The organism is Halovulum sp. GXIMD14794 (assembly GCF_054457455.1).
Map to the genome: position 1 here is coordinate 170104 of NZ_JBTLNF010000007.1, position 15166 is coordinate 185269.

Here is a 15166-nt window from a genome sequence, read left to right on the forward strand (position 1 = left end):
GTCTATTCCCTTTTGTTGTTGCTGACCCCCGGGGCGCGACTCTGATGGCGCGCCCTGTCACGGAAGTGTTACCGGCGCGCGTCTGTTGCTGTCTGCTGTTATATTTGCTCTGGTGTGTCCCGGATTCTGCAACAGGGGGTGCGATGCGGCACCTGGCGATATATGGCGCGGTGCAGGCCATCGTGCAGATGGGCTCGTTCCGCAAAGCGGCTGAAGTGCTGGCGATCTCGCCCTCGGCGCTCAACCGTCAGGTGCTGGCGCTTGAGGAGGAACTGGGCTCGCCGCTCTTCGACCGGCTGCCCGGCGGCGTGCGCCTGTCGACGGCGGGCGAGGTCTATTTTCAGCAGTTCCGCGATCACCTCGCCGGGATGGAGCGGGCGCGCACGCGAGTTGCCGACCTCTCCGGGCTGCGGATCGGGCGTGTCGCCATCGGGGTGGCGCCGGAGCTGTCGGGCGGCTTCCTCCCGCGAATGATCGCTGGCTATCGCGACGAGCACCCCGCGGTCAGCTTCGGGGTACAACCGGCAGACGATACCGCGCTCGGTCCGCTGCTGGCGAACGACCGTGTCGACCTGGTGCTGGCGGTTCAGACCGCGATGCCGGACGAGGCTGAGACGATTGCCGTGGCCGAGCTTCCCGTCGTCGCGGTGATGCGAGCGGCGGAAGACGAAAGCCCCTTGCCCCTGCACGCGCTGGTCGAGCACGACCTGATCCTGCCGCCGGCAGGCACCGGGCTGCGTGCGCACCTCTCGGCAATCTTCCGTCGCCGCCGGCTGATGCTGCGCCCCGCGATCGAGACCGCGACGCTGGACATGGCGACGCTGACCGGCGCCCGTTCGGCGCTGCAAATGTGCCTCGACGCGGATCTGGACGAAGGTCTGCTGAGGGTTCTTGGGCTGGACCTCCGCCGGTTCCGCAGCCGCGACATCGGCCCGGTCCGGGTGCAGCTGATGCAGCGCCGTGGCCGGACGCTGCCCGTCGCGGCGGCCAAGTTCGCGCAGATGCTGACCGCCGAGATGGAGCGCTGACTACTGCGTCGCGGCGGTGGACCGGCTGACCGTCTTGCGCAGCCAGAACTCGCCCATCAGCCCGATCACCAGTCCGATGACGCAGAACATGATCGGGTACTCGATGGTGGTCTTGTGCGGGAAATAGTTCACGAACATCGCCCCGCGCGCTTGATCGATCGAATGGAACAGCGGGTTCCAGGCGAAATAGGGAAGCGCTGCGTTGGGCAGCATGTTGGCCACGAAGAACTTGCCGCTCGTTATCATGTTGGCACGCTGGTAGACCGTCGAGAGGATCTTCATCCCGCGCGGTGCAAAGGGTTTGATCAGCAGGAACAGCAGTCCCATGACCACCCCACTGGCCCAGGCCAGGAAGAACGGCAGAGCGACACCTGCCGGATCGTGGATGTTGAGTTCACCATTCATCAGGAAAAGCCCGAGGAAGATGATGAGCGCCGCCAGCACGTGAAGGTAAAGCCCCGCAAGCGCCGACGAGATGATCATCAGGGTCGGCGTCATCGGCGCGTGCTGCATCATCGGCGAGACGACCGAGCCGGCGCTGATCGTTCGGCTTACGGCGTTGTTGTGCATGAAGAACAGCAGGATCCCCGCCACGAGGAACAGCAGCGTGTCGCCCCGGATCATGGACCCGCGCAGACCGATCATTTCGTACATGAAGTAGAAGATGATCACCATCATCAGCACCCGCGTGACGGCTGTGACGATGCCCAGCGCCGCATTGCCGCTTTCGCTGCGGATCTCGCGGACGACGGTGAAATACGTCAGCTCCATGAAGAAGAAGGCCTCCATGAACAAGGAGGTGCGTTTCTCGGCTCCGGAACTCATGCGCTCACCTGCGGCTGGGATCGGGCGGCAGGCTATCCGATCCGCAAGGGGGCTGCAAATCACGCCGGCACTCGCTAGAAGACCGTCGACTCATATGACGGGGAACGAATTCATGAACATGGACAAGCTGACGCCGGTACTGCGGACATTGGCGCTGGAGGCGGGCACGAAGATCATGGAGATCTACGACGCCGACGATTTCGATGTTCGCGCGAAATCCGACGACAGCCCGGTGACAGCAGCCGACGAGGCAGCCGACGCGCTGATCTCCGCCGGCCTGCGCGCCGCCTTCCCCGACACCGTCCTGATCACCGAGGAGCAGGCCGAAAGTCACAAGCTGGACGCGCCGAACTTCCTGATTGTCGATCCGCTCGACGGCACCAAGGAATTCGTGAAGCGGCGCGGCGATTTCACCGTGAACATCGCCTATGTCGAGAACGGCGTTCCGGTGCGCGGCGTGGTCTATGCCCCCGCCAAGCAACGCCTGTTCTACACACTGCCCACCGGCGAGACCGTCGAGGAAACCGGCCCGTTCGATCTGCAGACCCCCGGGCCGACCCGCCCGCTCAAGGTGCGCACCCCGGACGAGAGCGCGCTGATCGTCGTCGCCTCGAAATCGCACCGCGACCAGGCGACCGACGACTACATCAACCTCTACCAGGTCGCCGACTCCGCGTCCGCCGGATCTTCGCTGAAGTTCTGCCTCGTGGCGGCGGGCGAGGCCGACCTCTACCCGCGGCTGGGCCGCACGATGGAGTGGGACACCGCCGCCGGTCATGCCGTGCTGAACGGCGCCGGCGGCCGGGTTGTCCGTTTCGACGACCATACCCCGCTGACCTATGGCAAGCCGGGCTACGAGAACCCGTTTTTCATCGCCCACGCGCCGGGCGTGACCCTGAAGGCCTCCGAATGACCGCTACCATCGTCATCCCCGCCCGCTATGCCTCGACCCGCTACCCGGGCAAGCCGCTGGTCGAATTGACCGGGGCAACCGGCGCGACACGCAGCCTGCTGCGGCGCAGCTGGGACGCGGCGCTTCAGGTGCCGGACGTGGCACGCGTCGTGGTCGCGACCGATGACGACCGGATCGCCCGCCACGCCGAAGGCTTCGGCGCCGAGGTGGTGATGACCCCGGAAAGCTGCCGCAACGGGACCGAGCGCTGCGCCGCCGCGCTCGACGCGCTGTCCCCGGGCGCCGCCGAGGTGATCGTGAACCTGCAGGGCGATGCCCCGCTTACCCCGCCCTGGTTTGTGACCGCACTGATCGAGGCGATGGCGGTCTCGGCCAACCAGGTCGCGACCCCCGTGCTGCGACTGGAGCCAGAAGCGCTGGCCGGTTTTCTCGATGACCGCGCCGCCGGTCTGGTCGGCGGCACGACCGCGGTCTTCGACAATGCCGGGCGGGCGCTCTATTTCTCGAAGGAAGTAATCCCCTACACCGGGCGCCGCTTCGAAAGGGGCGAGGAGACCCCTGTCTTCCACCATGTCGGCGTCTATGCCTACCGGCCCGCGGCGCTGACCGCCTACGCCGACTGGCGCGAGGGCAAACTCGAGAAATGGGAAGGTCTGGAGCAGCTTCGCTTCATGGAGAACGGCGTGCCCGTCACCTGCGTCGAGGTCGAGGCCCGTGGCCGCGCCTTCTGGGAGCTGAACAACCCTGCCGACGTACCGCGCATCGAAGCCATCCTGAGGGAACAGGGCCTGGCATGAGCGACCGCCTCGCGGTCAGCGTCGTCGTCGTCAGCCACGGCCGGCCCGACTCGCTGGCCGTGACGCTCAAGGGGCTTGAGTACCAGCGCCACGACCGGTTCGAGCTGATCGTCGTTTCGGACCTCGCGCCCGAGGCGCGCCCCGCCTGCCGGCTGGAGCCGCGCTGGATCCGGTTCACCGAGCGCAACCTCTCGGCTGCTCGCAACCTTGGGATTTCGGCGTCGCGGGGCGAGATCGTCGCCTTCATAGACGATGATGCGGTGCCTGAGTTCGGCTGGCTGGACGCGCTGACCGCGCCGTTCGCGGATCCGTCCGTCGGCGCGGCGGGCGGTTACACAAGGGGACGCAACGGCGTCAGCTTCCAGTGGCGCTGCACGGTCTTCGATCGCACCGGTCTTGACCATGCCCATCCGGTCGAAGGCTCGGCGCCGGTACTCTTCCGACCCGCCCCGGACCGTTTCCTGAAGACCGTTGGGACAAACTGCGCGTTCCGCCGCGAGGCCCTCGCCGCCATCGGCGGCTTCGATGAGGCCTACCGGTTCTTCCTCGACGAGGCAGACGTTAACCTGCGGCTGTCCGAGGCGGGCTGGTCAGCCGCCATCGTGCCGCTGGCCGAAGTGCACCACGGCTTCGCTGCCGGCCCGCTCAGGACCGAACGCCGGGTTCCGACCTCGCTGTTCGAGATCGGCGCGAGCCTGCGGCACTTCCTGGCCCGCCACGCTCCGACCGAGACGATTGCGCCGCGGCTCGACGCGTTCCGCGCGGAACAGCGCCGCCGCCTGCTTGGACATTTCATGATCGGCCAGTTGGACAGCCGCGGCCTGAAGCGGCTGATGGGCGAACTCGAGGAAGGCATCGAGGAGGGCGCGCTGCGGGCGGCGCAGACCGCCCTCATCGCACCCGGCGCTGGGACGTTCCAGCCAGCGCCCTCTCCCGCATCGGGACGGCGGCGGATCTTCACCTGCGGCCTGCTGTCGCGTCCCGGCGTCGAAGACGACGCCCGTTCCGCCGCAGCCGCAGGGGACGAGGTGACACTGATCGCGGTCGAGCCCTCGCACCGCCCGCTCGTGGTCCGATTTGGGCCGGACGGGATATTCCGTCACCGCCTTGGGCTTTTGGGCAAATCGGAGCGTCACGACCCGAGGCGAATTGCCAAGCCCGCAACTCGAATCGAAGCCGAAAGGGTCCGGGTATCGGCGCAGCGCAGCACGGAATTCGGGTGACCGGCAAGTGGCAATCTGCCGAAGGTTGAACGGCAGTCTTGCCCCTCTTTCGCCGCACTGCGACTTTAGCCTGCGCGCGGCCTAAACCATGGTTTGGCAAGGGGCCGCCATAAACCGTCGCCGGTACCGGGACATGTGGCAAATGTGGTATACGGCAGGTGCGAAATATCGCAAAAGGTGCCGAACCGCCGAAACGGCGGATTGGGGATAATCAGGAGGCGTGAATGGCGCGCAAGGTTCGCAAGGCAGTCTTTCCGGTGGCGGGGCTCGGAACAAGGTTTTTGCCTGCGACGAAGTCGATCCCGAAAGAGATCCTGACGCTGGTCGACCGCCCGCTGATCCAGTACGCCATCGACGAGGCCCGCGAAGCCGGCATCACCGAGTTCATCTTCGTCACCTCGCGCGGCAAATCGGCGCTCGAGGACTATTTCGACCGCGCACCCGAGCTCGAGAAATCGCTCAAGGAGCGCAACAAGACCGACCTGCTGAAGAAGCTCGAACCGACCAACATGGGCAGCGGCGCCATCGCCTACGTCCGTCAGCATGAGGCGCTGGGTCTTGGCCACGCGGTCTGGTGCGCCCGTCGCCTGATTGCGAACGAGCCTTTCGCCGTTCTGCTTCCCGATGACGTGATCCAGTCGGACCGCGCGTGTCTTGCGCAGATGGTCGAGGCCTACGAGGACATCGGCGGCAACATGGTCGCCGCGATGGAAGTTCCGCCGGAGCAGACCTCGTCCTATGGCGTGCTCGACGTGAAGAAGGCCAAGGGCAGCGTCGTGCAGGTCGGCGGCATGGTCGAGAAGCCTGCCGCGGACGAGGCGCCGTCGAACCTTGCCGTGATCGGGCGTTACATCCTGACCCCGCAGGTGCTGCGCAACCTGAACAAGATGACCAAGGGGGCCGGCGGCGAGATCCAATTGACCGACGCCATCGCCTCGGAGATCAAGAATTCGGACAACGTGACCGGTTTCCGGTTCACCGGTCGCCGCTACGACTGCGGCTCAAAATCGGGCTTCCTGCAGGCGACGGTGGCCTTCGGCCTCCAGCACCCCGAATTGCGAGACGACTTCCGCAGTTTCCTGGACGGGCTGTCGACCACAGCGCACGCCGCCGAGTGACAACGCGTGGACGCGAATAACAAGACAAATACCCGAGGCTATTGATGCAGACCGTACTCGTGACCGGCGGCGCCGGTTATATCGGCAGCCACGCATGCAAGCGGCTGGCCGAAGCAGGCTACGTGCCCATCACCTACGACAACCTCGTCACCGGCTGGTCGCAGGCGGTGAAATTCGGCCCGTTCGAACAGGGCGACCTGCACGACCGCGCGCGCCTGGACGAGGTCCTGGCCAAGCACGAGCCGGTTGCCGTGATGCACTTCGCGGCGCTGTCCGACGTCGGCCAGTCGATGCGCGACCCCGCGCTCTATTGGCGCAACAACGTCGGCGGCTCGATGGTGCTGCTCGATGCCGTGACCGCCGCCGGGATCAAGGCGTTCGTCTTCTCGTCCACCTGCGCCACCTATGGAGAGCAGGACGGCGTGATGCTGGACGAGACCTGCGTGCAGCAGCCGATCAACGCCTATGGCGGCTCCAAGCGCGCGGTCGAGGACATGTTGCACGACTACGGCCGCCAGAGCGGCATGAAGCACGTCGCCTTCCGCTATTTCAACGTCGCCGGCGCCGACCCCGACCGGCAGATCGGCGAGTGCCACCGCCCGGAGACGCACCTGATCCCGCTGGCGCTGGACGCAATCCGCGGGCGGCGTGATCACCTGACGATCTTCGGCACCGACTACGCCACGCCCGACGGCACCTGCATCCGCGACTACGTCCATGTGCTGGACCTGGTCGACGCGCATATCAAGGGACTGGAGTACCTGCTGAACGGCGGCGACAGCGCCGTGTTCAACCTGGGCACCGGACGCGGTTTCTCGGTGCGCGAGGTGATCGACGCCGTCGGCGAGGTCTGCGAAACCCCCGTGCCCGTGGTCGAAGGCGCGCGCCGCCCCGGCGATTGCACCGCCCTTGTCTCGGGCAGCAGCCTGGCCAAGGAAGTGCTGGGCTGGACCCCGGAACGCTCGGACCTGCGGACGATGATCTCGGACGCCTGGGGCTGGCACCAAATGCCCGAGTACACCGCCTGATCATGAGCGCGGACCGCCCCGACCTTCTGCTGGATATCAGCCGCACCGTCTCGCGGATCGGGGCGGGCGGCGACAGCGGGGTCGACCGGGTGGAACGGGCCTATGTGCGGCATCTGCTGGACCGGGGCGACCGCGTTTACTTCGCGACTCGCGTGCTGGGCGGCATGGCGCTGCTCGACGCCCGCGGGATGGAGGCGCTGCTGGCAATGGCCGAGGCGCCCGAGACGCTGCCCTCGCCGGATGCGCTGGCCATCGCCGCCCGCCGGCAGACCCCGGCGCGGCGCCGCGCGGAAACAGCCGTGCGCAAGCTGGCGCTGGGCTGGGCGCGGCGCGGGCGGGTGCCGAAACTGCTGGCCGAGCATCTCCGCCCCGGCTTTCACGCGATCAACACCGGCCACACGCACCTTGAGCCGGCGGTCCTTCAGTCGATCCGCACCGGAGGCGCAGCCCGGATCGCGGTGATGATCCATGACGTGATCCCGCTCGATTTCCCCGAGTTCGCGCGTCCCGGCGTGCCCGAGAAATTCGCCACGATGCTCGAAGGCATCGCCGATCACGCCGACCTGCTGATCTTCAACTCGGCCGACACCGCGACGCGCACCCTGCGGCGACTCGCGCACCGCGACCGGGTGCCCGAGAGCGTCACCGCGCTGCTGGGCGTGGACCCGCTGTCGCCGGAACAGGTACCGGACCGGCGGACGGACGCGCATCCTTCGTTCGTCATCCTCGGCACCATCGAGCCGCGCAAGAACCACCTGCTGCTGCTGTCACTCTGGCGCCAGCTGGCCGAGGAACTGCCCGAGTCCGAGGTCCCGCACCTGCACGTCATCGGCCGACGCGGGTGGGAGAACCAGAATATCACCGCGATCCTGGACCGCGCGCCGTTCATGGGCCGCTGCGTGTTCGAGCACGGCTTTCTGCCCGACGCCGAGCTTGCCCGAAGACTAGGCGAGGCACGGGCGCTGCTGTTCCCCTCGTTCGCCGAGGGTTTCGGCTTTCCGCTGGTCGAGGCGCTGCAGATGGGAGTTCCAACGATCTGCGCCGACCTGCCGGTCTACCGTGAGATTGCGGGCAACACTCCGACCTATCTTGACCCGCTGGATGGACCCGGCTGGAAAGCTGCGATACTCTCGGCGGCTAAAAGCAGCGGGCGTAGTGAGGGCGTACAAGTATCGGTGCCGAAATGGGGGTCGCATTTCCAGTCGGTCTTCGACGGACTGTCCGGAAGCGGCGGTAAGCTGGGGCTTGGCGACTGAACGATGGGACTAGTAAGGCAATATAACCGGGCCGTGCTTCGCGCTGAGCGGACCCGGCTTCTGATGCGGGGGATGCGCAGCCAGGGCGTGTTGCAGCCGGTCGCGGACCAAACCCGGCAGATCCGCCCCCGTGATATCCTGCTGTTCGCCACGCTTCGGAACGAACGGGTCCGCCTACCCTTCTTCCTCGACTATTACCGCAAGCTGGGCATCGACCACTTCCTGTTCATCGACAACGACAGCACCGATGGCAGCCGCGAGTTTCTCGCTGCGCAGGACGACGCCAGCGTCTGGCGCACCAAGGCCAGCTACAAGCAGGCCCGGTTCGGCGTCGACTGGATCAACGCGCTGCTGACCCGGCACGGCCACGGGCACTGGGTACTGGTGGTCGATGTCGACGAGTTCCTCGTCTACCCGCACCACGACACCCGGCCGCTGCCGGCGCTGACCGAATGGCTGGACAGCTGCCGCCACCAGAGCTTCGGGACCATGCTGCTCGATATGTACGCGGACAAACCGGTGGCCGACACCGCCTATGCCGAGGGCGACGACCCGTTCGAGCAGCTGAACTGGTTCGACGCGGCCAACTACTCGTTCGACCGCAACGGCAAGTACCGCGACCTGTGGATCCAGGGCGGCCCGCGCCAGCGCGTGTTCTTCGCCGACGCGCCCGAGATGGGCCCCGCGCTCAACAAGGTGCCACTGGTGGCCTGGCAGCGGGGCATGGTGTACCGCTCGTCGACCCACACGCTGATGCCGCGCGGCCTGAACCAGGTCTATTCCGAGCGCGGCGGCGAGCGTGCCTGCGGCGTATTGCTGCACGCCAAGTTCCTTGAAACCTTCGGCCACAAGGCGAAGGAAGAACTTGAGCGCGGACAACATTATGCCGCCAGCCGCGAATACAGGGTCTACGACCAAAAGATGGACAAGGAACTGGCGATGTGGACGCCATGCTCCACCCGGTACGAGGGATGGCGCCAGCTCGAGGAGCTGGGCCTGATCTCGTCGGGGTGCTGGGCATGATCGGCGTCGTCCTTCTGGCGCACGAACAGGTGCGTCGGACGGCGCAGGTCGCCCTCCACATGGCGCGGGCCGGCTGCCGCGTGGCGCTGCACATCGACGCCCGCGTGAAGCGCGGCGACATGGAGATCCTGAACGGCCTGCTGGCCCGGCACCCGAACGTCGTGTTCGTGCCGCGCCGTAAGTGCCACTGGGGGACCTTCAGCCTTGTCGATGCCAGCCTTGACGCGGTCCGCCTGCTGTTCAAGGAGTGGCCGGACATCACCCATGTCTGCCAGCTCTCGGGCTCCTGCCTGCCGATCAAGCCGGTGGGGCAGCTGGTTGCGCATCTCGACCGACACCAGGACGTCGATTTCATCGAGGCCGTTCCCGTGGCCGAGGACAACTGGGTCGTCGACGGGCTGTCGATGGAGCGCTTCACGCTCTACCACCCGCTGCCTTGGCGCGACTACCGCTGGCTCTTCGACCGGGGCGTCGACCTGCAGCGGGCGCTGAGGATCAAACGGGCGATACCGCACGGGCTGGAGCCGCGGTTCGGCTCGCAATGGTGGTGCCTCAGCACGCGCACCCTGAAGGCCATTCTCGAAGATCCGCATCTGCCGGAGTACTGCCGCTTCTTCCGCACCAGCTGGATCCCCGACGAGAGCTTCTTCCAGTCGCTCGCCGCGCATCATTCGGACCGGATCACCAGCGCGCCGCTGACCTTCGTGCGTTTCGACGCGCAGGGCAAACCGCACGTCTTCTACGACGACCATCTCGACCTGCTGCTGCAGGCCGATGGTTTCTTCGCCCGCAAGATCTGGCGCGGGGCGAACAAGCTCTACCAGACCTTCCTCGGCCCGGACCTGGCGGACCGCCTGCCCGACCGGCCTGACAGCGACAAGCTGCTGCGCCGGTTCGACCGCGCGCGGCGGATGCACCACCAGGGGCGGCGCGGGCTGATCGGCCAGGGCCGCCATCCCGGCCGTCGCGCCGGCAGCCACTACGAGACCGCGCGCCCGTTTGTCGTCATCGACGGGATGCAGAAGGTCTTTCCTCACCTGCTGGACGAGTTGAACGCCCTGCCCGGGGTGATCGCCCACGGTCATCTCTTCGCTCCCGGCGCCATCGAGTTCGCAGGCGGCGCGACGGTCTTCACCGGCAATCTTACCGACAACGTGAAGATCCGCGACCACAAGCCCGCACATTTCCTGTCCAAGCTGATCTGGGTGGAACGGCGGCACACGCAGACCATGCTGCACGCCTTCGGCCGCACGCCCGTGGTCGACGACATCCTGCTGGCCGATCCGAATGCGAGCACGCTGCACCTCTCCGACGGCTGGCTGCTCGATCTCTGCGACGCCTGGCGCGACGCGCCGGGCGAGTTGTCGCAACTCCTGCCGGGGGCGCGCACCCGCGCCGAGGCGGTCGCGGCGCGTCTCGCGGATCCGGGCGCACGTGCGACGGTTGTCTCGGCAAGCCTGGCCGAGGTCTTGCGCGGCGGTGTCGACCTGTCGCGCTGGCTCACCGAGGCGATGCCTGCGGCGTTGCAACAGACGCCGGTCTTCTCCGGCGCGCGCCTGCCCGAGGATTTCCCGGATTTCCTGGGCGCACTTCAGGCGCAGCCGGACTGCCCCGTGGGTGTCGCCGAACTGGCAGGCGAGGTCACCCGCTACGAGCGCATGACGCGCGCCTTGCGCCGCAAGACCTGACGGCCACGCAAAGGCACCACAGCCAAAGCAAAAGGCGCGAGCCTGCGCCCGCGCCCTTTCGCACCCGCCTGACACTTGGTCAGGCGGCTTGAGACGCCTCGTCCGCCGTCATGATCGCAAAGATCGCCTGCGCGTCCGGCGTAGACCGCATCTTGGCGCAGGTCTGGTCGTCGCGCAGCAGGCGCGAGACGCGGGCAAGGGCTTTCAGGTGCTCCGCGCCCGAATCGATCGGCGCCAGCAGAACGAACACCAGATCGACAGGTTTGCGGTCGACCGCATCGAAGGGGATCGGGGTTTCGAGCTTGAAGAACAGCCCGATCACCTGGTCGATCCCGTCGACACGGCCATGCGGAATCGCGACGCCCCGGCCGACACCCGTCGGCCCGAGGCTTTCACGCTCCAGTAGGGTGGTCAGCACCGTGTTCTCGTCCAGGGACAGGCGCGCCGCCGCGGCTTGAGCGATCTCCTGAAAAAGCCGCTTCTTGCTTTGCACCCGAAGCGGTGAGATCACCGCGTCCGGATCGAGGATATCGGTAATGTCCATGTCCTCGGTTGTCTCCTCTCAAAGACGTCAGGCCGATGCCGCATTCCGCGGATCGACCCAGCCGATGTTCCCGTCTTCACGCCGGTACACGACGTTCACGCCGCCATGCGAGTCGTTGCGGAACACCAGAAGAGGCGCTCCAGCCAACTCCATCTGCATGACGGCCTCACCGACCGAGAGGGACTGAACCTTCGTCTCCATCTCGGCCACGATCACGGGCTGCAGAGTCTCCGGCTCGTCGTCTTCCTCGTACTCCTCTGCGCCAGGCTGGAGGATATAGGCCGAAGCTTCCATGAACTCAATGGGATTCTGCCGCTTCTGGTGGTGGTCCTTCAGCCGGCGCTTGTACCGACGCAGCTGCTTGTCGAGGCGTTCGGCAGCCCCTTCGAACGAGTCGTAGATCTCGTTCGCGCGCGAACGCGCCTGGGCAGTCATGCCGGTGGACAGGTGCACCGACGCATCGCAGACGAACTCGTGCGCCACCTTCGAGAAGGTTACCGCAGCCTCGACCGGCCGACCGGCGTATTTACCGACAACCTCCTCGAGGCGGTCGTTGACGTGCGTGGTCAGGGCCTCCCCTACATCCAGCTGCTTGCCGTGGACCTGTATCTGCATATCGGCTCCCTAGTTTCCTCCGGTCGGCGTCTTGTTCGGTGCGGGCTGCGGATCCTGGCGGAGCCGTCAGACCGCCCTGCCTGGCGCGGGAATGCGATGCCCGGCCCGGCCCATCATGCGAGCGGAAGTTGAAGAAGATATGGTGCGTATTCCGACCATAAGGGAAGGGTAAGCGCCCCTCAGGCAACGCGCAATGGTTTTAGGTAGGTCAGATGCGGAAGCCGTCGCCCAGGTAGACCCGGCGAACATTGTCGTCCTGCACAACCTGTTGTGGTGTTCCACTCATCATCACCGAGCCGTCATGCAATATGTAGGCTCGGTCGACGATCTCGAGAGTCTCGCGGACATTGTGGTCCGTGATCAGGACTCCCAGCCCGCGGGTCTTCAGCTGGCTGACAAGCGAGCGGATCTCGCCCACCGCGATCGGATCCACTCCGGCGAAAGGCTCGTCGAGAAGCACGAAGCTGGGCTTCGACGCAAGGCAGCGGGCGATCTCGACGCGCCGCCGCTCGCCGCCCGACAGCGCGATGGCAGGGGCATGGCGCAGGTGGGTGATCGAGAACTCGCCCAAAAGCTCATCCAGCTGTCGGCTCTGCTTCGAGCGCACCGGCTCGTGCAGTTCCAGCACGCTGCGGATGTTCTGCTCGACGGTCAGACCCCGGAAGATCGAGGCCTCCTGCGGCAGATAGCCGATCCCCTTGCGGGCACGGCGGAACATAGGTAGCGCGGTGACGTCCTCGCCATCCAGCAGCACGGTGCCCCGGTCCGGGGTGATCAGCCCGCCGATGGCGTAGAAACAGGTTGTCTTGCCTGCGCCGTTCGGGCCGAGCAGCGCCACCACCTCGCCGCGGTGGACGTTCAGCGTCACGTCGCGCAGCACCGGGCGCTTCTTGTAGCTTTTCCCGAGGTTGAAGACCTCGAGCCCCTCGCCGCCCTCGCGCAGTTCCAGTTTCGGGGTCATTCCACGGCCTCCGGCTGAAGGATGGTCTGCACCCGGCCCTTCATCCGCGCGGTGCCTGTGTCGAGGTCGATCTCAAGTTCCTGCCCCGACAGCGCGTTCGGCCCTTGGGTCAACAGCACGTCGCCGGTCATGGTGATCTGCCCGCCCGCCACGTCGTAGGACGCGTTCTGCGCCTCCGCCGCCTCTGCGCCATTGGTGAGGGTCACGTTGCCGGCGGCCTCCATCCGGGTCACGTCGCCGCGCCCTCCCTCGCCGCTGTAGAACACCGTCACCTGATCCGCGTTCAGGCGCAGCTCGCCCTGGCCGACCAGCACATCGCCATCGAATACTACCGAGCCAGTGCTCTGGTTCACGGTCAACGTCTCGGCGGTGATCTCGACCTGTTGCGAGGAATCGTGCGAGAAGCCGCCGAAGGGAACCGAGGACTGCGCAATGGCCGGGAAAGCGCCGGCCACCCAGGCGGCGGCGATGCAGGTCAGAAGTCTGGGCGTCATGGGCGCTATTGCTCCGGATCGGTTCCCGTACTCGGGATGTAGGTCACCTTCACCCCTCCGGTAAAGCGCATCAACACATCGTTAGCGAAATTGGCCGCTCCCGGCTCTTCCGCGGGAACGATGGTGAGGGCTGCGGATTCGATGTCTCCGGGTGGCCCGCTGGCCGTCACGGGGCCCGTCGCGTCGAGCCGGCTGGTGGCGATATTCACCTCCACCCGCTCGGCATGGGCGACGTATCCGTCCGAGCTGGTGATCTCGATCCCCGTCTCCAGCACGACGATCTGCTCGGGAATATCGACGCGCGCCCGCTCGGACCTCAGCTCGACCACCGGGCCGCCGCGATAGTCGACACGCCCGTTCAGCGTCTCGATATCCGCCGAGGTCATCTCGAGGTCGCGCGGCTCCACGGTTTCGGCGCGGAAATCGTAGACGTCGCCGGTCAGGCTGGTGCCCGAGAACTGCGGCTTGGTGATCTTGAGCCCGGTCCGCAGCGCCTCGAGATCGGCGTCGCTGAAGGTCAGGCCCACCGGCTCGTTGCGGTCGCCGTCCCACAGCAGCACCAGCCCGAGCAGCAACACGGCGACCGCAGGCAGCACGATCTTGAGCAGACCGACAATCCGCGTGCGCGTCGACGGCCGCTGCCGCGGCGGCGCTGTCCTAGCCAAGACCCGCCCGCAGGCAGTCGTGGATGTGCAGGATCCCCAGCGGCGTCCGCTCGTCATCCGCGACGACGAACAGCGTGGTGATCTTGTCGCGGTTCATCCGTGCCAGCGCCTCGGTCGCAAGAATGCCGGGAGCTATCGTCTTGGGATTCGCGTTCATCACCTGCGCGGCGGTGCGCGACATCAGGTCTGCCATGTTGCGCCGAAGGTCGCCGTCGGTGATCACGCCGATCAGCGCGCCGGAGTCGTCGACCACGCCGGCGACACCGAACCCGCGTGAGCTGATTACCAGCAGCGCCTCGGACATCGGCGCGTCCGGGGCGACCAGCGGAAGCTCGTCCCGCCCGTGCATCAGATCGGCGACGCTGGAGACCAGCGCACCCAGCTTGCCGCCGGGGTGGAACTCGCGGAAGTTTTCCGGCGTGAAGCTGCGCTGCTCCATCAGCGCAACGGCCAGGGCATCGCCCAGTGCCAGCGTCATCGTGGTCGAGGTGGTCGGCGCCAGCCCGTTCGGGCAGGCTTCGGCCGCGGGCGGCAGTACGATGCCCAGGTCGGACTTGCGGATCAGCGTGCTGCCTGCGGCCGAGGCCACACCGATAAGCGGAATGCCGCGCTGGCGCGTATAGGCAATCAGGTCCGCAAGCTCCGGCGTTTCGCCCGAGTTCGACAGAAGCACGACAAGATCGTGCCGGGTGATCATGCCCATGTCGCCGTGGCTGGCCTCGGCGGGATGCACGAACATCGAAGGCGTGCCGGTGGAAGCAAGGGTTGCCGCAATCTTGCGCGCGATGTGACCCGATTTGCCCATGCCGCTGACGATGATGCGACCATCGACTTGAAGCATCATAGTAATCGCGCGCGCGAAACTATCGTCCAGTGTCTCCGCGATACGTGCCAAAGCTTCCGCCTCAAGGCGTAGAACGCGGCGTCCAGAGTCGATAAAGGCTTCCGAGTCGATCAGCGGTTTGTCCACGGGCTCTCCCATTTTTCG

16 protein-coding genes are annotated in these 15166 nt (G+C 66.4%); 9 read left to right on the forward strand and 7 right to left on the reverse strand.

Features of this window, described 5'->3' with window-relative positions; all coding sequences use genetic code 11:
- The first annotated feature begins 143 nt into the window (after window positions 1-143).
- Complete coding sequence (locus ACW9UR_RS18015; RefSeq protein WP_458918437.1) at window positions 144-1028, forward strand: LysR family transcriptional regulator; 885 nt, start codon at window positions 144-146, stop codon at window positions 1026-1028.
- Here ACW9UR_RS18015 and ACW9UR_RS18020 read toward each other — a convergent pair whose 3' ends face one another.
- Window positions 1029-1853, reverse strand: a complete 825-nt coding sequence (locus ACW9UR_RS18020; protein WP_458918438.1) for an ABC transporter permease — start codon at window positions 1851-1853, stop codon at window positions 1029-1031.
- A gap of 112 nt (window positions 1854-1965) precedes the next feature.
- Here ACW9UR_RS18020 and cysQ point away from each other — a divergent pair, with 112 nt between their 5' ends.
- The 8 genes from cysQ (at window position 1966) to ACW9UR_RS18060 (ending at window position 10899) form a co-directional block, all read left to right on the forward strand.
- The gene (gene cysQ / locus ACW9UR_RS18025; protein ID WP_458918439.1) at window positions 1966-2766 is read left to right on the forward strand and encodes a 3'(2'),5'-bisphosphate nucleotidase CysQ; all 801 of its coding nucleotides are present in this window, start codon (window positions 1966-1968) and stop codon (window positions 2764-2766) included.
- Window positions 2763-3563: a 3-deoxy-manno-octulosonate cytidylyltransferase gene (locus ACW9UR_RS18030; protein ID WP_458918440.1), complete on the forward strand. Its 801-nt coding sequence runs from the start codon at window positions 2763-2765 to the stop codon at window positions 3561-3563. Before cysQ ends, ACW9UR_RS18030 begins: the two co-directional genes overlap by 4 nt.
- On the forward strand, window positions 3560-4786 hold the full coding sequence (locus ACW9UR_RS18035; protein WP_458918441.1) for a glycosyltransferase family 2 protein: 1227 nt from the start codon (window positions 3560-3562) through the stop codon (window positions 4784-4786). Before ACW9UR_RS18030 ends, ACW9UR_RS18035 begins: the two co-directional genes overlap by 4 nt.
- Window positions 4787-5010: 224 nt before the next feature.
- Window positions 5011-5904: a UTP--glucose-1-phosphate uridylyltransferase GalU gene (galU, locus tag ACW9UR_RS18040; RefSeq protein WP_458918442.1), complete on the forward strand. Its 894-nt coding sequence runs from the start codon at window positions 5011-5013 to the stop codon at window positions 5902-5904.
- 44 nt (window positions 5905-5948) lie between these two features.
- Window positions 5949-6932, forward strand: coding sequence for a UDP-glucose 4-epimerase GalE (gene galE / locus ACW9UR_RS18045; protein ID WP_458918443.1), 984 nt, complete (start codon window positions 5949-5951; stop codon window positions 6930-6932).
- Between the two features lie 2 nt (window positions 6933-6934).
- Entirely contained in the window at window positions 6935-8188 is a 1254-nt protein-coding gene (locus ACW9UR_RS18050; RefSeq protein ID WP_458918444.1) for a glycosyltransferase family 4 protein, read from the forward strand.
- Between the two features lie 63 nt (window positions 8189-8251).
- On the forward strand, window positions 8252-9211 hold the full coding sequence (locus tag ACW9UR_RS18055) for a glycosyltransferase family 2 protein (protein WP_458918445.1): 960 nt from the start codon (window positions 8252-8254) through the stop codon (window positions 9209-9211).
- Window positions 9208-10899 carry a DUF5927 domain-containing protein gene (locus ACW9UR_RS18060; RefSeq protein WP_458918446.1) on the forward strand — a complete coding sequence of 564 codons (1692 nt, stop codon included), beginning with the start codon at window positions 9208-9210 and terminating at the stop codon, window positions 10897-10899. The genes ACW9UR_RS18055 and ACW9UR_RS18060 overlap by 4 nt, the downstream gene beginning before the upstream one ends.
- Window positions 10900-10978: 79 nt before the next feature.
- Here the strand turns inward: ACW9UR_RS18060 and ptsN are convergent, their stop codons facing one another.
- The 6 genes from ptsN to ACW9UR_RS18090 all read right to left on the reverse strand — a co-directional run bounded on the left by ptsN (window position 10979) and on the right by ACW9UR_RS18090 (window position 15148).
- The gene (gene ptsN / locus ACW9UR_RS18065; RefSeq protein WP_458918447.1) at window positions 10979-11443 is read right to left on the reverse strand and encodes a PTS IIA-like nitrogen regulatory protein PtsN; all 465 of its coding nucleotides are present in this window, start codon (window positions 11441-11443) and stop codon (window positions 10979-10981) included.
- Between the two features lie 27 nt (window positions 11444-11470).
- Window positions 11471-12058, reverse strand: coding sequence for a ribosome hibernation-promoting factor, HPF/YfiA family (gene hpf, locus ACW9UR_RS18070; protein WP_458918448.1), 588 nt, complete (start codon window positions 12056-12058; stop codon window positions 11471-11473).
- A gap of 208 nt (window positions 12059-12266) precedes the next feature.
- On the reverse strand, window positions 12267-13019 hold the full coding sequence (lptB, locus tag ACW9UR_RS18075) for an LPS export ABC transporter ATP-binding protein (protein ID WP_458918449.1): 753 nt from the start codon (window positions 13017-13019) through the stop codon (window positions 12267-12269).
- Window positions 13016-13513: a lipopolysaccharide transport periplasmic protein LptA gene (gene lptA / locus ACW9UR_RS18080; RefSeq protein WP_458918450.1), complete on the reverse strand. Its 498-nt coding sequence runs from the start codon at window positions 13511-13513 to the stop codon at window positions 13016-13018. Before lptA ends, lptB begins: the two co-directional genes overlap by 4 nt.
- 5 nt (window positions 13514-13518) lie before the next feature.
- Window positions 13519-14178, reverse strand: coding sequence for a hypothetical protein (locus tag ACW9UR_RS18085; RefSeq protein ID WP_458918451.1), 660 nt, complete (start codon window positions 14176-14178; stop codon window positions 13519-13521).
- Window positions 14171-15148, reverse strand: a complete 978-nt coding sequence (locus tag ACW9UR_RS18090) for a KpsF/GutQ family sugar-phosphate isomerase (RefSeq protein ID WP_458918452.1) — start codon at window positions 15146-15148, stop codon at window positions 14171-14173. Before ACW9UR_RS18090 ends, ACW9UR_RS18085 begins: the two co-directional genes overlap by 8 nt.
- Window positions 15149-15166: the final 18 nt, after the last annotated feature.